Here is a 20,059-nt window from a genome sequence, read left to right on the forward strand (position 1 = left end):
TATGAGAAAAAGTAAAGTTAACAGTATACTCATGCATATTTTTCTCGTGTTGATGAGCATTTTTTCGCTTTTCCCTTTCTATTGGATGGTGGTATCGAGTACCAATAGCACCAGTCAAATTAACATGGGGAAATTCACGTTTGGCGATCAATTGCTGGTCAACTTTACCAATCTGACGAGCCAGGTGGATCTGGGGCTGGTATTCTGGAACACATCAAAAATTGCGTTGATTAGTACGGTATCAACACTTGTCGTGTGCTCTATCGCAGGCTATGCGTTTGAAATTTATGCCAGTAAGAATCGTGAGCGTGTCTATGTGGCGCTATTAACGACGATGATGATTCCGTTTGCGGCATTAATGATTCCGCTCTTCACCATGTTTGGTCAGGCTGGGTTACTCGATACGCATTTTGCCGTGATCATGCCGACCGTGGCCGGGGCATTTATTATTTTCTACTTTAGACAGTGTACTAAAACATTTCCGAGAGAACTGATCGATGCGGCGCGTGTGGAAAGCGTTGCTGAGTGGAAAATTTTCTTGTATGTCTACGTGCCGATTATGCGTGCCAGTTATTCTGCTGCTTTTATTATTGTGTTCATGACGTCATGGAATGCCTTTCTCTGGCCGCTTATTGTCCTTCAATCTAACGAATTAAAAACGATTAATCTGGTGCTATCGAGTTTTGCTTCCGCTTATTCTCCAGATTTCGGACTTATTATGGTTGGAACAGTGATTTCTACACTTCCCAGTTTACTTATCTTCTTTGCCATGCAGAAGCAATTTATCGCCAGCATGACGGGAGCGGTAAAGTAATTCGCTCTCAATGGCAAATTAACGTTTGAGGTTCACATGGCTGATATTTTACTAAAAAATATAGTGAAACGTTACGATAAGACGGAAACGATCCATCGTATCAATCTTGAAATTAATTCTGGTGAGTTTGTGGTATTCGTTGGCCCATCGGGATGTGGTAAGTCGACGTTGCTGAGAATGATCGCTGGACTGGAAGAGATCACGGAGGGTGAAATTCATATTGATAACCGTCTGGTTAACCATTTTGATCCCGCGGAGCGAGGAATTGCGATGGTTTTCCAATCCTATGCGCTGTATCCACATATGACAGTGGCTGAAAATATGGGATTTGGGTTAAGAATGAATGGGCACCCTAAAGCCGAAGTCGAAAAAATGGTGCGAAAGGCGGCGATGACGCTTCAGCTCGAAGCCTTGTTAGATCGTACACCGAAGCAACTGTCTGGCGGCCAGCGTCAGCGCGTTGCGATCGGGCGGGCCATTGTACGCGATCCTAAAGTGTTCTTATTCGATGAGCCGTTATCAAACCTTGATGCCGAATTACGCGTGGAAATGCGTTTGCAGATTGCCCGGCTTCATCAGGAAATGCGTAACACGATGGTATATGTGACGCATGATCAAGTGGAAGCGATGACGTTGGCGGATAAAATCGTGGTGCTGAACAAAGGATATATTGAGCAGGTTGGCACACCGATGGAGCTATACCATAAGCCAGAGAATATTTTTGTCGCTGGTTTTATCGGTTCACCGAATATGAATTTTCTACCCGGTGAAGTGATACAGATTGAAGGGAATTGCGTGAGTATTTTGATCAATAAACTCAATACGCTTTCCGTTAATCTTGCTAACCACGGATTGCGTGTCGATCAGAAAATCACCGTGGGTATTCGCCCTGAGCATCTGAGTATTGACCCGAATGGTGGTGATGTCAGCTTGTCTATCAATAATGAGGTCACTGAAAGGTTGGGTAATGCTACGTATATTTTTGGTGCTTACTCTGGTGTGAATCATTTTAAGGTGCATTTATCGGGTGACAACAGTATTGCGCCTTATTCAACGATCCCGCTTACCTGTCGTAGTGAAAATCTGCATTTTTTTGATGAGAGCGGAAAGCGAATTAATTAATTAAATAATAGATGCCTGTAATGGTGAGGTTAACTTCATCGAAAACGTAATATTGAATTCGTGGGAAAAGATCAGGGAATTAACTAAGCAGCCAATGATATTAACATTGGCTGTTTGGTTTGTTATGTGAAATTTATTTTTTATAAATATCGAACGCTATTTTTTCTGTACCGGATGTTTATGTAATCAATACCATTTAAGAGTGTTATCTCAAGGAGAAATGAATGAAAAAGAATAATTATTCAGGAATGATCCCTGTATTGTTAATGCTATTTATAGGGTTCATGGCGACCAATCTGGCTAAAGCGGCACAGCCGTTTGCTTATGGTGCAGATATTGGTTGGGTAAAGCAATTGGAAGATCGAGGGGTTACCTGGCGTGACGATGCTGGAACTCAGCGTGATGTCTTACAGATATTGCGCGATCACGGCATAAACGCCGTGCGGTTGCGTATTTTTGTTAATCCCGATCCCAGCGCGTTATGGCATAAAGATAATACGACCTGGACGATGCTTGGCTATACGGATAAAACCCGCGTGGTGGATGCCGCGCAGCGTGCCAAAGCGATGGGAATGCGCGTCATGGTCGATTTTCATTACAGCGATGTTTTCGCAGATCCTGGTCATCAAATCAAACCAGCCGCGTGGAAGAACTACAATCTGAGCCAATTAACGACGGCCGTTTATAATCACACTCATGAGGTGATGGCTGCGTTGATATCCGCGGGCGTGACGCCTGAATGGGTGCAGGTCGGCAACGAAATGAATCCAGGAATTTTATTACCGGAAGGCAGCACCAGTCGGTTTGCCAATTTAACTCAGCTACTGAATGCGGGCTATGATGCGGTTAAATCAGTCAGCCCTTCCTCTAAGGTGATCAGCCATTTGGCGCATGGAGATAATAATTCCAACTCTCGCTGGTTTTTTGACAATTTCCTCACCACGCACGGTGGGAAAACCGATGTGATTGGTTTTTCATTCTACCCCTATTGGGAGGGGAAAAATTATTGGGAGCTTACTGGCGCTCTGGCGAGCAATCTCAATGATATGGCGAGCCGGTATGGTAAAGAAGTCATGGTCGTTGAAGTCGGCGGTTTGGAAACTAACCCGACAGATAGTTACTGGACGATTAAGGATACGATTAATCTTGTTAAAGCGGTGCCGGGAAATAAAGGGATTGGGGTTTTTTATTGGGAACCTGCGGGGAATGCCAGCGTGTTGCCGGATGGCTACGCATTAGGGGCGACGACGCGCGTTTCAAACAATGTATTGCAATTTACCCGAGCACTGGACGCGTTTGCCGAATCACAAATCAATTTCATCAACGGAACCCGTTATAAGATCGCTAATCGACATAGTGGTAAATCGCTTAATGTTGTGAGCGGTTCGCGTGAAGATGGCGCATGGGTTGAACAATACAGTGACGGCAACTGGGACAGCCAGCGTTTTTATTTTAATGCGATTGGCAATGGTTATTTCAATCTGGTGAATGTGAATAGCGGAAAGTACATTGATGTTAATTTCAGTGCCAATGAGGATGGTGCGCAAATTCTCCAAATGTATAACACCGGCCATTTTAGCCAGCAATGGCTGATTTTAGATGCTGGCGATGGCTATTATAAAATCATGAATAGGAACAGTGGGAAGCTTTTGGATGTTAACAGCCGTTCAACAGAGAACGGTGCATCCGGTATTCAATGGCATGATAACGGGGGATGGAATCAGCTGTGGAAAATTACCGCTAATTGATGCTCTCTGGCCACGTAGCTTATTCATAAAGGTAATAAATAGAAGCATAATACGGGTACGGTTACATCGGGTTGAGTGTGAAGCTTTCGCGCCAAACCATCTCATAACCAATCTGTACGTGTTTTTTATAATAGCGTCCTGCCACCAACTCTAAAAACAGATCGACGGCGGCTTCGCCCATTTCAGTGGGGTAGAGCCGCATTGTGGTCAAACTGGGATTGAGATGCTGTGCTGTGGGGATGTCATTCATCCCAATCACTTTTATTTGCTTAGGAATGGCAATACCTTTCTCTTGAATCGCCCGGTACACGCCAATAGCGATAATGTCTGTCGCCGCAAACACGACATCAGGCCACTCTTTTTGTTGCAGCAACTCATTCATCGCCTGATAGCCGGACTCAATACAGAATAACTGACTGACCTTGCATCGCGATTCGTGGTAGATACCATATTTTTGGGTTATCTCTTGGAATACATGCAGTCGGCTCTCATTGTTCCCTATAAAGGCGGGGCGTTGGGCACCGCTATTAACAATATAATGTAAGACTTCGCGTGCAGCTGCTTCCCGATCAAAAAGCACGGCATCGCATTGTTTATCGAGAGGAGCAGAATCTATAAAAATTAAATTCTTATTTAATGAATAGATTAAGGCGATATCGTTATCGCTAAAGTGACCTACGCAAATGATCGCCTGCGCTTGCGCTAAAGTCTGACTATTGGATGATAAATTTGTGGTGAATAGGTTGCGCAACGAAATATTAAAATGGTGGCAGCGGTTTTCAATACCAATACGCATTGCGGTGAAATAAGGGTCATTAAGTTCTTCTGAGGGGGTAAGAAAGTGGACGACGGCGAGATTTAATACGTTGTCATTATCCATTTTGAAATGAGATCGAACCACAAGCGAGTTCTCTAACCTTTTTTTCTGCTGTTTACGTTGTGTGGGCGATAAATATGCCAACTCATAGGCAATTTTCTTGATGAGTTGACGCTTTTCTTTGGTTACGGACAAGGTGGGATCGTTATTAAGCACGCGAGAAACGGTTGATGCTGCTACTCCAGCTTTTTGAGCGATATCTGCAATTGTTGCCACAAAAAATTTTCCATAATTTTTCTATAAGGCTGATATTAACGAATAGCTTATCGATTTAACATGCTCAGCAACCCAAAACGCGATGAAATCTTCAGTAGTCACTTCTGCCTGTATGGTATGGCTGTCGTTGAACTCAAAGCGTAAGCGGATGGCGCAACGTGTCGTGTTGCGCCGCAAGATCAGCATGCGTCGCCGGAGTTATGCAATGTACTCAGGTGAATTAATCTATGTGGATCACAAACAGTATCGCCGTTTGCGATCCTTTTTGGCGGGATATCGCAGTTTTACTTCAGGGGATACGCGTCAACCGCGCCTGCACCGCGCGATTTTTCGCTGTAGCTCATCTGGTTTCTGAACGAAAAACCGTCAAGTAAAATAACTATATTAACCAACATTCCCCCGCAGTTTTTGCCATCCTCGGTAGTTTCGCCATTGGCAAACACATACCCTAAATAATTCGAGTTGCAGGAAGGCGGCAACCGCGCGAATCCTCAGGAGCTTACACTGGTAAGTGACTGAGGTGAGTAAGGGAAGCCAACGTACATGCAGCTTGAAGTATGACGGGTATATACTGGGTACTCTTTACCCTACAGACACAACAAAACCGAAAAGGTACATAAAATGGATGAACAGCTAAAGCAAAGCGCCCTTGATTTCCACCAGTATCCGATCCCCGGCAAAATTCAGGTTTCCCCGACTAAACCGCTGGCGACGCAGCGCGATCTGGCACTGGCATATTCTCCCGGTGTGGCGGCACCCTGTCTGGAAATTGCGGCAGATCCGCTGGCTGCCTACAAATATACCGCACGCGGTAATCTGGTCGCGGTGATCTCTAACGGGACGGCCGTGCTGGGCCTCGGCAATATCGGCGCGCTGGCCGGCAAACCGGTGATGGAAGGCAAAGGCGTTCTGTTTAAAAAATTCTCCGGCATTGATGTTTTCGATATCGAAGTCGACGAGTTAGACCCAGACAAGCTGATCGATGTGATTGCTGCGCTGGAGCCGACGTTCGGCGGTATCAATCTGGAAGACATCAAAGCACCGGAGTGCTTCTACATTGAGAAGAAACTGCGCGAGCGCATGAAAATTCCCGTTTTCCACGACGATCAGCACGGCACGGCAATCATCTGTACCGCCGCCGTTCTGAATGGCTTGCGCGTAGTAGAAAAGGAAATTTCCGATGTACGTTTGGTGGTGTCCGGTGCGGGCGCGGCGTCTATCGCCTGTCTGAACCTGCTGGTGGCGCTGGGTCTTCAGAAGCACAACATTGTGGTATGTGATTCGCGCGGTGTGATTTTCCACGGTCGTGACGAAAATATGGAAGAAACCAAGGCCGCTTACGCGATTGAAGATAATGGCGCACGCAAGCTGGCTGATGTGATCCCTGACGCGGATATCTTCCTTGGCTGTTCCGGCCCTGGCGTACTGACGCCAGATATGGTGAAAACCATGGCACCACGTCCGCTGATCATGGCGCTGGCAAACCCAGAACCGGAGATTCTGCCGCCGCTGGCGAAAGAAGTGCGCCCGGATGCGATAATCTGTACCGGTCGTTCAGATTACCCGAATCAGGTGAACAACGTGCTGTGCTTCCCGTTCATCTTCCGCGGCGCATTGGATGTTGGCGCAACCACCATTAATGAAGAGATGAAGCTGGCCTGCGTACACGCGATTGCCGATCTGGCGCTGGCGGAGCAGAGTGAAGTGGTGGCCTCCGCCTATGGCGATCAGGAGCTGTCATTCGGCCCGGATTATCTGATTCCGAAACCGTTCGATCCGCGTCTGATCATCAAGATTGCACCGGCAGTGGCGAAAGCGGCAATGGATTCTGGCGTAGCCACGCGCCCGATCGCAGATTTCGATGCCTATATCGAAAAACTGACCCAGTTCGTCTACAAAACCAACCTGTTCATGAAGCCGATCTTCGCACAGGCGCGTCAGCAGCCGAAACGGGTCGTATTCGCCGAAGGTGAAGATGCTCGCGTGCTGCACGCTACGCAGGAATTGGTCACGCTGGGGCTGGCGTTCCCGATTTTGATTGGTCGTCCGAGCGTGATTGAAATGCGTCTGCAAAAACTGGGGCTGCAACTGACCATCGGTAAAGATTTCGAAGTGGTCAATAACGAATCCGATCCGCGCTTCAAAGCTTACTGGAGCGAGTATTTCGAACTCATGAAACGTCGTGGCGTGTCGCAGGAAAAAGCGCAGCGTGCGGTGATCGGCAACCCGACGCTGATTGGGTCGATCATGGTTCACCGTGGCGAGGCCGATGCGCTGATTTGTGGCACGATCGGCACGTATGAAGAGCACTTCGATGTCGTCGAGAAAGTGTTCGGCTATCGTGAAGGCGTACATGCGGCAGGGGCGATGAACGCGCTGATGCTGCCGAGCGGCAATACCTTTATCGCCGATACCTACGTCAACGCAGATCCTACGCCGGAACAGCTGGCGGAAATCACGCTGATGGCGGCAGAAAGCGTACGTCGTTTCGGTATTGAACCAAAAGTCGCGCTGTTGTCGCACTCTAGCTTCGGCACCTCGGATTCTCCGACGGCGCAGAAGATGCGGGCAACGCTGGCGCTGGTCAACAAGCTGGCACCGGAGCTGGAGATTGACGGCGAGATGCACGGTGACGCCGCGTTGGTGGAAGCGATCCGCCGCGAGCAGATGCCGGACAGCCCGCTGAAAGGTTCGGCTAACATCCTGATCATGCCTAACATGGAATCTGCGCGTATCAGCTATAACCTACTGCGCGTATCGTCTTCAGAAGGCGTGACGGTAGGGCCGGTACTGATGGGGATCTCGAAGCCGGTACACATCCTGACGCCAATTGCCTCGGTACGTCGGATCGTGAACATGGTGGCGCTGGCCGTGGTGGAAGCGCAAACTCAACCGCTGTAAATTATTTCCAGTAATACAGACAAACCCAGTCGATTGTTGGCTGGGTTTTTTATTTACCGCAGTTTATCGACCAGATGGTCGCCTAGCCAATATGAGCCGATGAGGCCAAAAACGCCGGCGGGGAATAGCAGGCTATCTGGGAATAGAGAGACGACGATAACAGTAGAAAAAACACAGAGAATAAATGTCAGTATCATCGAAAGAATATCGAATAAAACAGATTTCACTGCCTTCAGCATAAGTCCATCATCCTAATATTGCGTTTCCCTTAATCTCTTACAACATAACACGCCATTTTTAGCAAAACATGGATTTTCCATACCGAGGCATAAGTTAAATCAATGGAATAATTTTGGTTTTATGCCATGATCCCGCCTCGTCTATCGGGAGCATTTTCCTCAGATTCGATAAAAACCAACGAGCGAATATCGGTTATGGCAACAGGCGCAGTGAAAGAAAATACAGTAGAAAAAAACGGTACAGAAAAGCGTCTTCCTTCGCTATTTGGCGGGTCGATGATTATTGCAGGGACGATTATCGGCGCGGGGATGTTTTCCCTGCCAGTAGTGATGTCGGGCGCTTGGTTTTTCTGGTCATTTGCCGTGTTGGTGTTTACCTGGTTTTGCATGTATCACTCGGGGTTAATGATACTGGAAGCGAACCTGAATTATCAGAGCGGTGCCAGCTTTGATACGCTGACCAAAGATCTGCTGGGTAAGCGCTGGAATGTCATTAACGGCATATCAATTGCCTTTGTCCTTTATATCCTGACCTACGCCTATATCTCGGCGAGTGGTTCCATTATCCATCACACGCTTGCTGAGATGTCGTTCGACTTCTCCGCCCGCCTTGGCGGCTGCCTGTTTGCGCTGTTTGTCGCGTTTACCGTTTGGTGGAGTACGTCGGCGGTGAGCCGCATGACCGCATTTTTTTTGGCGGCGAAGGTGCTGACCTTTTTCATGACGTTCGGTAGCCTGCTGTGGAACGTCAAGCCTGTGGTTTTACTCAATGTTGCGGAAGAAGCCCCCAGCTATCTTCCCTATGTGCTGATGACGTTACCATTTTGTCTGGCCTCTTTTGGTTTTCACGGCAACGTTCCCAGTTTGGTGAAACATTACGGTCACAAGCCACTGGTAATCAAGCGTTGCCTGTTTATTGGCAGCGTGCTGGCGCTGGTGATGTATGCCATCTGGCTGATTGGTACGATGGGAAATATTGCCCGTCCTGATTTTATCGGGATTGCGGAGCGGGGCGGTAATATTGACGTTCTGGTGCAGACGCTAGGCGGGGTGTTGAACAGCCCTTATCTGGATGTGCTGCTCACCGTCTTTTCCAATTTTGCTGTTGCCTGTTCGTTTCTTGGGGTGACGCTGGGGCTGTTTGATTATCTGGCCGATTTGCTGAAATTTGACGATAGCCGAACGGGAAGAGCCAAAACGGCCTTGGTGACCTTTCTACCGCCTATTATTGGCGGGTTGGTATATCCGAACGGCTTTATTTACGCCATTGGGTTTGCCGGGCTGGCAGCTACCGTATGGGCGGTGATTACGCCTGCGCTGCTGGCGCTTGCCTCGCGTCGTCGTTTCGGTAGTCCGCTGTACCGCGTGCGGGGCGGCAATGCGACGATCGCGCTGGTGCTATTATTTGGCATCGGCACCGCGCTGATACATATTCTTTCCAGCCTCGATCTGCTACCGGTTTATCGCTAAGCCATGTGTGTTTACCCGCCTTGCCTGCTCAAGCAGAAGAGGCGGGATGGTTCGCGCCAGATAACGACTCTCAGATAGCTATGATTTCCGCACCTGCTGTAACCACTTGTCCAGTTCATTCGCAAATTGCTGACGATCGCGCTGGTTTAAGGCGCTGGGGCCACCGGTCTGTATCCCGCTGGCGCGCATGGTGTCCATAAAATCCCGCATGTTCAGGCGTTCCCGAATCGTATCTGGCGTATAGCGCTCACCGCGCGGGTTCAACGCGATGCCCCCTTTTTCTATCACTTCCGATGCTAGTGGAATATCGGCGGTGATCACCAGATCGCCCGCTTCAACGCGGCGCACAATTTCATTGTCGGCGACGTCAAAGCCTGCGGAAACGCGCAGCGTACGAATAAAGCGCGATGGCGGCACTTTTATGGTCTGATTAGCGACCAACGTGACCTGCATTTGTGTGCGATCCGCCGCGCGAAAGAGCACTTCTTTGATGACGTTAGGGCAGGCGTCGGCATCGACCCAAATCTGCATGACTTATGTTTCCTTGTTGTGCGTGTTGCTTTCTGCCAGCCAGTCTCTAACGGGCAAGAAATCTTGATACAGCAGGGCTTCCGGGCTATCGGGTTCCGGTTGATGCTGGTACTCCCAGCGTGCTAACGGCGGCATCGACATCAAAATGGACTCAGTGCGTCCGCCGCTTTGCAGGCCAAACAGCGTACCGCGATCCCAAATCAGGTTGAATTCCACATAGCGGCCACGACGGTAGAGCTGAAATTCACGCTCGCGTTCTCCCCACGCCAGATCCTTACGCCGCTCGACGATGGGCAGGTAGCCATCGAGAAATCCATTACCGACAGCGCGAATGAAAGCAAAGCTGGTGGCAAAGTCCGGCTCGTTCAGATCGTCAAAAAATAGCCCGCCGATGCCACGCGCTTCGTTACGATGCTTGAGGAAGAAATAATCGTCGCACCACTTTTTGTAGCGCGGATAGACATCATCACCGAACGGCTGGCACAGGTCGTGAGCGGTCTGGTGCCAGTGCACGGCATCTTCTTTAAAACCATAATAGGGGGTGAGATCGAACCCGCCGCCAAACCACCAAACTGGCTCTTCTCCCGGTTTCTCGGCGACGAACAGGCGTACATTGGCGTGGCTGGTGGGAATGTAAGGGCTTAGCGGATGAATCACCAGCGACACGCCCATCGCCTGAAAGCTACGACCCGCCAGTTCAGGGCGATGCGTGCTGGCCGACGGTGGCAACGACGTGCCAGTCACGTGGGAAAAATTTACGCCAGCGCGTTCAAATAGGCGTCCGCCCGACAGCACGCGGCTACATCCGCCGCCGCCTTCTGCACGTTGCCATTCGTCCTCGGCGAAATCGGCTCCGCCATCGATCGCCGCAAGCTGCTGACAGATATCTTTCTGTAAGCTAAGTAAAAAATGTTTTACTGCGTTGATGTCAGACATAGTGGATATCTCGTTTCCATCGCGATGGTGGCGCTCTAATAAGGCGGACAGTATACCATCAATAAAATCGATCCCCGGTCACCTGTTGTGTGATTCCTGATAGCGGCGCGCAATTTGCGATTGCGTCTGATAAAAATCACGCGATAATCACGATTTACCTTATTGAAAAATGGCGACTGTGATGGAAATCCGCATATTCAGGCAGGATGACTTTGAAGCCGTGATCACCCTCTGGGAACGTTGCGATTTGCTGCGCCCGTGGAACGATCCTGAAATGGACATCGAACGTAAGCTTAATCACGATCCCGATCTGTTTCTGGTCGCAGAGGTGAACGGCGAAATCGTAGCATCGGTGATGGGCGGTTACGACGGCCACCGTGGATCGGCATACTATTTGGGCGTACACCCTGATTTTCGTGGGCGCGGCATTGCTAACGCGTTGATTAGCCGCCTGGAGAAAAAGCTCATTGCCCGCGGCTGTCCGAAGATCCACCTGATGGTGCGTGAAGATAACGACGCCGTGATCGGTATGTATGAAAAACTCGACTATGAGATCGTCGATAGCGTCACGTTAGGAAAACGCCTGATTGAAGATCGGGAATATTGATTCGTTCTTTCACTGATACTAAATCGCTATTCGCCCTCCTTTATCCTCATTCTACGTAAAAAGTGCGCCTCCGTAAGCGCACTTTTTTCATTCATCCTCAATGTGTTACTTCGAACTGTAATGATATTGCAGGTAATTTGTTAGACTTTGTGGGTAACAGTTTTCATTTGTAAAACGATTCTTATTTGTATTATTATTTATTAATGTTGAGTCATCTGTATTGACATTGTTTTCCGTGTCTTGCTGTTGCTTACACTTTATTGCCTGGAAGATAGTGATTGCCCTACTGACACCAGGAAGTTGATGTTCAAGAGATGGAGTTGGATAGTGAGTAGTGAAAATCCTCCGGGAGCCTTATTAGGTGCGAATCGCACTGGCGGCAGCGCATTGCTGTCTCCTCGCTCTCTTGCTCATTCCTTTTCAACGACTACGTTAACTTCTGATGTGCCTAACTGGCGTTCTCTGGCCTTTTTTGTTTTGTCCTGCATGGCACATGCGGCATTGGTGATTTTCTTTTTATTGCACACTTCCCCGAAAGAAAGCATTGAAGAGATGGCGGGAAACGCAGGCGGAAGCATGCAGGTGACGATGATGGCTGCCGCGATGTCACAGGCTGCTGATACGTCGCCACCCGCAGCCGACCCTCCCGTTGCCCAACCTACTCCCGTCGTGATGCCGATTTTAACGCCGTTACCAGAACACCCCAACCCAGTCATTAAACAGCCTGTCATTGAGCGCAAGCCCGTTACGCCCGTTGCGGAAAAAAAACCGCCAGTGCGTGAGAAGCCGCAGGCCGAAAAGAAGCCTGAGAACAAACCGAAACAGCAACAGCAGGCTACGCAGCAGCAGGCAGAGAAAAAGAGCGAGTCTCCCATAGCCACAAGCCAGACCGGTGACGCGCCTTCTCCAATGCCATCTTCTGTTGGTATGCCAGGCAGTGCAGCGACGGCCAAAGCAGGAGAAAGCGATAGCGGTCAGGCGGCACGTGGTGCAGGGAAGAGCAATAGCCAAAATTTCAAAGCGCTGCATCGCCGCGTAAATTATCCCGCGCGGGCAAAAGCGCTGGGCGTGGAAGGAAAAGTGCGCGTCAAGTTCGATATTACCGGTAGCGGTACCGTTACTAACGTACAGATTCTGTCTGAAACGCCAGATGGCGTATTTGGTGATGACGTAGTGAAAGATATGGCGCGTTGGCGTTATAGGACAGAGGCTCCGGTTGATAATCAGGTGGTTTCCATCGTTTTCAAACTGAATGGCCATATTCAGGTTGATGATTAGTCGTGAGCATTACATGCAGTACATACAACAATAATTTTATTTCTTAATAATTGGATTTATTGGGGACTTTGAATAAATGAATAAGAACGTCTATTTAATGATGCTGCTGTCATTATTATCAGGGCCTGCACTTGCACAGCAAAATGACACCTCTGCCGATGAAAATCAGCAAAAGAAAAATGCGGAAACCGAAGAGGAACAGCAGAGCGATACCTCTTCGGAAAATAGTGAAGATACCATTTTGGTGCGCTCAACCCCGACCAGTCAGTCGATGGGAACACAGATTCTTAATGCCGAGCAGATTAAAAAGATGCCTACTGGCAACGGTTCGGTAAGCGAGTTATTGAAGAATAACCCCGCGGTGCAGTTCTCGAATACGGCGAATAGTAGCAATACGCCGGGTGAGCTGGCACCAGAAAACGTCTCGTTCCACGGCGAGAAGTTTTATAACAATAACTTTATGATCGACGGGTTATCGAATAATAGCAATATTCACCCCGGTGCTAATGGTGGTGAATTGCAGAAAGATCCAGATGGTTATAGACCTTGGGATTTACCTGCGGGTGGTACACAATCATTCTGGATTAACTCGGAGCTGATTGAATCACTGGAGGTGTTTGACAGTAACGTGTCCGCTAAGTACGGTAATTTTACTGGTGGCGTGGTTGATGCCCGCCTGATGGACCCTAAACTGGATAAAGCATCAGGTAAGGTTTCTTACCGTACCTCGCGTGACAGTTGGACCAGTTATCACGTCGATTCTGGAATCAGCGATGAGTTCTACTCTGGAACTAACCTGTTCTATCAACCAAAATTTAAAAAGCAATTTTATTCTGCCACTTTCAACCAACCATTGAGTGATAAAGCCGGTTTTATTTTTGCCTATAACCGTCAGCAGTCAGATATTCCCTATTATCATCAGTACTTACAACAGTGGGACGATCAGGAACGGATTAGTGAAACCTATCTGTTAAAAGGTACTTATCTGACGGACAGTGGCGATATTATCCGTATGACCGGCATGTATTCCCCACATGAATCTAAATATTATAAAAAAGATGTGAAGAACGGCTCATTTACCAATACCGGTGGTGGCTATCGCTTCAATATGGAGTGGGAACACAATACCAATTGGGGTAAAATGACTAGCCTAGCGGGCTATCAGTTTGAGCAAAATAATATTGAACATGAGGATAATTCCTTTAAGCAATGGCGACGCTTTAATAGTACGTTTACTTCTAATGTCATTGACTGGAGTAGTACTGGTGGTTTGAATAACCAAAGTGCTAACATTGGAGGTTATGGGGAATATTCGACCGAAAAGACGACTACGACATTAAAGCAAAATTATGAATTAAATCCTTTGGTATTATTCGGAGCTAACCATCAAATTGATTTTGGTTGGGAAACTAATTTATATAGTGCGCAATATCGACGGTTTAATGATGTGTACTCTACTGGTGCTGTTACGCTTCAGCCTAATGTAGTTTGCGGGGTTGGCGATGAATATTGTATAGCAGGAGAGCAATATTTTAAAACCCGGAGTCTATATCCCGCTCGCACTGTTGAGGGAAACTATACGGACTATATGGCATATCTACAAAATAGTATGAGTTATGGGCGTCTAGAAATAACACCGGGAGTTCGTGTTAGTTACGACGATTTTTTAAGTAACTTGGATATTGCTCCTCGATTTTCCGCTTCCTATGATGTTTTTGGCGACCGTTCAACTCGCTTATTTGGCGGAGCAAATCGCTATTATGGTCAAAGCGTATTGGCTTATAAATTACGTTCTGGTATCACATCTTTTGTGTCACAAACACGCACCAGTGCTAGTGATCCTTGGCGTTCGAATCCTTCAAGAGTAAGTGGTACTGATTACAATATTTCTGATTTGAAAACTCCTTATAGTGATGAGTTAAGTTTTGGCCTGTCACAGCGAGTTATGAATACCATCTGGACGGCTAAATGGGTTAATCGTCAGGGGAAAGATCAGTTTGGTCGTGAGTCAAAGATGGGGAGTGATGGAAAGCGTTACAACGTGATGAATAATTCCGCTAAAACAGAAGGAAATACGTTCTCATTGAAAGTTGAACCCATCAGTCCACATCGTTTCCGTCTTGCTGAAGTTAATTGGTCCTTGGGGGCGAGTCTTGCGAAAAACAAAGTTAATTCGCAGCTTGATTACGACGACACCGATCAGGATGACGGCAGAGTTATTTTTGACGGTAAGTTAATAAACCGGGGTGAGATGGATTCTATGAATTTTAATACCCCATGGCGTGCTTTCCTGAATGTGGATACTTATTTTCCCGCAATCCGCCTTAATTGGGGGCAGCGTGTAGGTTATACCGCGGGATATAAAGGGTATGACGTCTCTGCGCTTTTTGTTCAATGTCCTGGTGGTCACGTGGCGTGCGGTAATGAGTCAGGTAACTTCACGGAATATACAGGGATGAAATACGATGATTTTATCTCTTACGATTGGCGCTTATCTTACTCGCAACCACTCTATAAGAATCAGACGTTGGACATCACGCTAGATGTGCTGAACGTTCTGGATAACGTCGTGGAAACTCAGCAAACTACGAACATCGGCAAAAGAACCGTAACCTACAAACCTGGCCGTCAGTTCTGGCTTGGCGTCGCTTACACCTGGTAAATCCTATGCCCCGTCATACGTCGCATGCCGACGTATGACGGGGCATTTTTGCATTCTGCATATTTACATATTTACATTCAGACATTGCCTTACAGGCAAACATAAAAAACAAAAAGGTTGTTATGAACTGGAAGAAGTGTTGCTGGTTATCGCTAACGGCTGTCGGCCTGTTAGCGGGAAGCGTTGTGAGTCAGGCTGAAGAAATAAAAATCCCGTTGCCGGTTATTAAAGAAGGCACGCTGACGAACGGGTTGCGTTATACCCTTGTGCCGCTGGAAGGATCGAAGGCGCGGGTTGATATTCGCCTGATTGTTGATGTCGGCTCGATCGATGAAAACGACAATGAATCCGGTGTGGCGCACATGGTGGAGCACATGGTGTTTCGCGCCAGCGACGCCTTTCCTCAAGGTGTGAGCACGGAACTGCACAAACAGGGCTGGGTTCGAGCGCAAAGCTATAACGCCGTGACCAACTACGAACGCACCATGTATATGATGAGCCCGCCGAAAGGTAATCGCGATCTGGGAACGTCCTTGCAGGCGCTGAGCCAGATGACAGGCCATGCCAAGCTGTTACAAAGCGATCTGGATGATGAGCGCAAAATCATTCTGGAAGAGTGGCGTGGCAAGTTGGGTGTATCGGAACGCATGAACCAGCAGCGCGTACAGGCAATTCGCCATGACTCTCGTTATCCTTCCCGCCCGGTAATTGGCACTGAGCAGTCGATTAACGACACGCCAGCTAGCGTGCTACAGGATTTCTATCAGCGCTGGTATCACCCATCGAATATGCGTTTGATGATTATTGGTGATATCACACCTGCGGATGCGGAACGTGAAATTCAACGCTATTTTGCACCACTGCCGAATGTCGCGGTGCCAGCCCGTGATTACTACGAACCATTACTGAAACCACGCCTCAACGTGGCACGTTTGCAGGATAGCCAAAGCGGCAGCAGCCAAGTGTCGTTCGTCTATCGTTTCAATGACAAAGACACATTTGGTCAACCTGAGTATCGCCACCGCTTGCTCACGCAAATCACGATGTCTGCGGTCACGCGTCAGATTCGTCGACAACAAGCAGAATTACCGCAAGACGCCAGTAGTTTGGTGGTGCGTAAATCGGATATCGGTAAAACCACCGCTGCATTGGGCTTTTTCGCCAATGTAATGCCGGGAGGCCACGACGCTGCGCTTTCTGCCGTATTGAAAGAAATCGAGCGGTTAAAACGCTATCCGCTAAACGAGCAGGACATCACGGAGATCACGTCCGACATTCGTGAAGTCGCGCAGCGTATGGCAGATAGGCAGGAAACACGCGAGTTTGCGGATTGGGTTCAGCAGTTGACCATCGTTTGGCAACAGGATCGCCCTTATGTCGGCAGCCAGCAGCGCGGCAAAGATGCGCTGGAAGTGCTGGAGACTATCACGGTGGAAGATGTGAACCGCCATTTGCAACGCTGGTTAGCTTCGCCAGATACGCTGGTGCAGTTTAGCGTACCGGGCGCAACGCCTTTCACGCTGCCTAAGGCGGATGCGATTCTCAAATTGCAGAAACAGTGGGCGGTGGCGACGTTGGCACCGTTGCAGGTAGAAAAAGAGAAAGTCATTCCTGAGCTGCCTTCCGTGACGCAAAGCGGAAAGCGCACGGCGGTGAAAACCTTTGCTGCCCAAAAAGTCGAGCAGTGGCAACTGAGTAACGGTGACCGCGTGGTATGGCTGCGTGCACCAGAGGCTGGTAAGAAAGTGTATCTCACCGCGACGAGTCAGGCTGGCTTCATGGCAGCCACGCTGAATCCGTGGCAGGCACAACTGGCGAGTCAACTGGTCGATCAAAGCGGGCCAGCAACATGGAGTGGTGAAGCGTTAAGTAACTGGAAAAAGGAAAAAACGCTGTCGCTGAGTATCGATCAGGGCGCGGATCAACTGACCGTCAGTGGCACCGCGCCAACCGAGCAACTGGCAAATTTGTTTGGGTTATACCGTGAGCTGAATGTTGCGCCGGGAATCGATCCTGATGTGATGAAAGAGAGCATGATGAGTCTGGCGCGTCAGAAAGCCAATGATGACCAGTCTGTTTCAGGTATACGCGCCAGTGAAATTACCAAACTGCGCTTTGGTGGACCCGCGTGGCAACAGCCTGAAATTGCAGAACTGAAGAAAATTTCTGCGCCAGCCTTGCTGTCACAGTGGCATAAAGCCGCTTCTGCACCAGTGACTTACTATCTGATCGCAGATATGCCCGCTGCACAGCTGTTGCCACAGGTTGAACGCTATCTTGCGACCATTCCGCGTCAGCCTGCCAGCGAGGTAAAACAGCATCTGGCGCTTCCGGGCAAACGTGAAGCAACTTCTGCCATCAATATTGAACCGCGTGCCGATATCCTGACCTGGAGTTTCACACCGCATACGTGGACGCCGCAGGCTGCGGTACAGGTGAGCATTGCTCGTAACATTGCGAGTAAATATCTCAAGGCGAGCCTGCGTGATGATGCACTCGGTATTTACCGTATGCGTGTCGATAGCGAGCTGGAAGATAAAAAACAGCGCATTGAGACGGAGGTGAGCTTTACCAGCGCACCTGAGCGAGCGCAGGAGCTGTGGACGTTGGCTGAGCAAGCTTTCGCTGAACTGCCGTCAAAGATTACGCAGCAGGATGTGGACGAGCAAAAAGCACAATTCATCCGTGCGGAAAAAGGGCGTCAGAGCGATTTGACCACGATACAGCGCCGCTTGCTGCTGAGCTATCGCCACTATGACGATCCGCGCTATTTGAGCCGCGTATCTACACTGGCGGACAGCATCACGCTGGAAGGTGTACGCGCAATGTCGGTGAAGCTGTATAACCCAGAAAACCGGGTGCTTTACATCACCTTGCCGCAAGAGGTGAAAAAATGAAAAAGATCGTGGCGCAGTTTGTCGATCTCTGCCGTCCCTTTTGGGGCGGTAAACGGAGCTGGCGAGAATGGCTACTCTTGCTCGTTGCCATCTCGATGGGCGGTGCGATCGTCTATCTCAACGTGTTGATAAACGAGTGGAGCAAATCGTTCTATGATGCGTTAGGGGCATTCGACAGCAGTTTGTTGCTTTCGCTGATGAAAGATTACGGTATTTACATCCTGATCTATATTGGGGTGATCGTATATCAGGAGTGGTTTACCAAACTGCTGATTATTCGCTGGCGTAGTGCGTTAACCGCCGAGCTCGTGGAGAGCTGGCTGGCGAAGCGGGCATTTTATCGTATGTCGGTGGAAGGCAAGATTGATAACCCCGATCAGCGTATTGCCGAAGATATCAATCTGTTCGTCGACAAAGCCGTTAGCCTGGTGGTGGAGTTTTTGATCGTCACAGCACGCTTGTTTTCTTTCGTCGTTATCCTGTGGGGATTGTCGGGCGTTCAGCGCTTTACGCTGTTTGGCGAAGAGTGGGTGATTAAAGGCTATCTGGTCTGGGTCGTTATTCTGTATACGCTGCTCGGCACCTTGATCACGCATGTGGTCGGGAAACGCCTGCATGATATTAATTATGAGAAGCAAAAAGCGGAGGCTGATTTCCGCGCTGCGTTGCTGCGCAAGCATGATAACGCTGAGCAAATCGCGCTGTACGGCGGTGAAGCACAAGAGAAAAGCCACCTTCAGCGTCATTTCTCGTCCATCGTGTCGAACTGGCGGCGTTTTATGAATGCCGAGCGTAATCTGGGCTTTTTCACCACGGGTTACATGCGTGTGAGCCTGATTGTGCCGATCTTTGCTGCCATGCCTGCTTTCCTGAATAAGACGGTAACGCTGGGCGGATTGATGCAGATCCGTGGGGCGTTTGCGCAGGTACACGGTGCGCTGAGCTGGTTTATCCATAAGTACAAGGAGTTTGTGATTCTGTCCGCCAGTATGGCGCGTTTGAGTCAGTTCAAGGAAGAAATCAAACGTCATCAGTCTGAACAGACCGATGCGGTAGTAGGGCAGGATTTACGCATTGAGCAACTCTCCTTTACTACGCCACAAGGTTCTCCTCTGCTGCAAAATGTGGATCTGAACTGCGAAGCGGGTAGCTGGAGTAAATTTTCTGGGCGCAGCGGGCTGGGAAAATCAACGCTACTGCGTACGCTGAATGGTTTATGGCCGTATTACGATGGTCGCTGGCAGTCGCTCGAAGGTCGCAGCCTGCTGCTACCGCAGCAAAGCTATTTAGGTCAGGGGACGCTGGCGGAGATTCTCTGCTATCCACACCCACCGCTGGCTGATAGCGAGATGCTGCGCCAGACGCTGGATAGCGTCGGGCTGGGAGCGTGGCGCGAGCGTTTAAGTGAGCAATTGAACTGGGATCGGGTGTTTTCCGGCGGTGAGCGGCAGCGCGTTGCCTTTGCCCGTGCGCTGATTGCCAAACCCGATACCCTCTATCTGGATGAAGCGACCAGTAATCTGGATCATGACTCTGCCAGACAGCTTCTGGCGCTGGTCAAGCTGGCGTTGCCGATGTGTACCGTGGTCGCCATTACGCACCAGACAGAATTGGACGATCTGTTCCCACATCGTTATGACCTAACCGATTTCGCCTCACCGCGCAGTTGATGTTGCCCGCAGGCCTTCCGGTTATCGGAGGGCCTGCGGTTCTGGTAGGTTTCTTCCCCTATGCCCCCTATAATCCCTCACAAGATTATCC

Annotated in this window: 13 protein-coding genes; 10 read left to right on the plus strand and 3 right to left on the minus strand. The window is 49.1% G+C overall.

Annotation, left to right across the window (positions count from 1 at the left end; genetic code table 11):
• The first annotated feature begins 1 nt into the window (after position 1).
• From E2566_RS04090 to E2566_RS04100, 3 genes are all read left to right on the plus strand, one after another.
• Positions 2–814, plus strand: a complete 813-nt coding sequence (locus tag E2566_RS04090) for a carbohydrate ABC transporter permease (protein WP_107170348.1) — start codon at positions 2–4, stop codon at positions 812–814.
• 36 nt (positions 815–850) lie between these two features.
• Positions 851–1,936, plus strand: coding sequence for an ABC transporter ATP-binding protein (locus E2566_RS04095; protein WP_107170347.1), 1,086 nt, complete (start codon positions 851–853; stop codon positions 1,934–1,936).
• Positions 1,937–2,160: 224 nt separating this feature from the next.
• Positions 2,161–3,684: a glycosyl hydrolase 53 family protein gene (locus tag E2566_RS04100; protein WP_107170346.1), complete on the plus strand. Its 1,524-nt coding sequence runs from the start codon at positions 2,161–2,163 to the stop codon at positions 3,682–3,684.
• 61 nt (positions 3,685–3,745) lie between these two features.
• Here the strand turns inward: E2566_RS04100 and E2566_RS04105 are convergent, their stop codons facing one another.
• Positions 3,746–4,777 (minus strand): LacI family DNA-binding transcriptional regulator, encoded by a 1,032-nt coding sequence (locus E2566_RS04105; protein WP_107170345.1) that lies wholly within the window; start codon positions 4,775–4,777, stop codon positions 3,746–3,748.
• A gap of 621 nt (positions 4,778–5,398) precedes the next feature.
• Here E2566_RS04105 and maeB point away from each other — a divergent pair.
• Both maeB and mtr read left to right on the plus strand, forming a co-directional pair.
• Positions 5,399–7,678 (plus strand): NADP-dependent oxaloacetate-decarboxylating malate dehydrogenase, encoded by a 2,280-nt coding sequence (gene maeB, locus E2566_RS04110; protein WP_107170343.1) that lies wholly within the window; start codon positions 5,399–5,401, stop codon positions 7,676–7,678.
• A 434-nt stretch (positions 7,679–8,112) separates the two neighbouring features.
• Complete coding sequence (gene mtr, locus E2566_RS04115) at positions 8,113–9,387, plus strand: tryptophan permease (RefSeq protein ID WP_107170341.1); 1,275 nt, start codon at positions 8,113–8,115, stop codon at positions 9,385–9,387.
• 78 nt (positions 9,388–9,465) lie between these two features.
• Here mtr and E2566_RS04120 read toward each other — a convergent pair whose 3' ends face one another.
• A complete protein-coding gene (locus tag E2566_RS04120) occupies positions 9,466–9,918 on the minus strand; it encodes a YaiI/YqxD family protein (RefSeq protein WP_107170340.1) in 453 nt (150 codons plus the stop codon).
• A gap of 3 nt (positions 9,919–9,921) precedes the next feature.
• Positions 9,922–10,854 carry an oxygen-dependent coproporphyrinogen oxidase gene (hemF, locus tag E2566_RS04125; RefSeq protein WP_107170339.1) on the minus strand — a complete coding sequence of 311 codons (933 nt, stop codon included), beginning with the start codon at positions 10,852–10,854 and terminating at the stop codon, positions 9,922–9,924.
• A gap of 181 nt (positions 10,855–11,035) precedes the next feature.
• Between hemF and E2566_RS04130 the strand changes: the two genes are divergently transcribed.
• From E2566_RS04130 to E2566_RS04150, 5 genes are all read left to right on the plus strand, one after another.
• Positions 11,036–11,461: a GNAT family acetyltransferase gene (locus E2566_RS04130; RefSeq protein WP_107170338.1), complete on the plus strand. Its 426-nt coding sequence runs from the start codon at positions 11,036–11,038 to the stop codon at positions 11,459–11,461.
• 327 nt (positions 11,462–11,788) lie between these two features.
• Positions 11,789–12,739 carry a TonB family protein gene (locus tag E2566_RS04135; protein WP_107170337.1) on the plus strand — a complete coding sequence of 317 codons (951 nt, stop codon included), beginning with the start codon at positions 11,789–11,791 and terminating at the stop codon, positions 12,737–12,739.
• Positions 12,740–12,815: 76 nt separating this feature from the next.
• Positions 12,816–15,401 (plus strand): TonB-dependent receptor plug domain-containing protein, encoded by a 2,586-nt coding sequence (locus tag E2566_RS04140; RefSeq protein ID WP_107170336.1) that lies wholly within the window; start codon positions 12,816–12,818, stop codon positions 15,399–15,401.
• Positions 15,402–15,523: 122 nt separating this feature from the next.
• Positions 15,524–18,298, plus strand: coding sequence for a M16 family metallopeptidase (locus E2566_RS04145; protein ID WP_107170335.1), 2,775 nt, complete (start codon positions 15,524–15,526; stop codon positions 18,296–18,298).
• Positions 18,295–19,968, plus strand: coding sequence for an ABC transporter ATP-binding protein/permease (locus E2566_RS04150; protein WP_107170334.1), 1,674 nt, complete (start codon positions 18,295–18,297; stop codon positions 19,966–19,968). Before E2566_RS04145 ends, E2566_RS04150 begins: the two co-directional genes overlap by 4 nt.
• Positions 19,969–20,059: the final 91 nt, after the last annotated feature.

It is taken from the genome of Pectobacterium punjabense, from assembly GCF_012427845.1.
GTDB classification, from domain to species: Bacteria; Pseudomonadota; Gammaproteobacteria; order Enterobacterales; family Enterobacteriaceae; genus Pectobacterium; species Pectobacterium punjabense.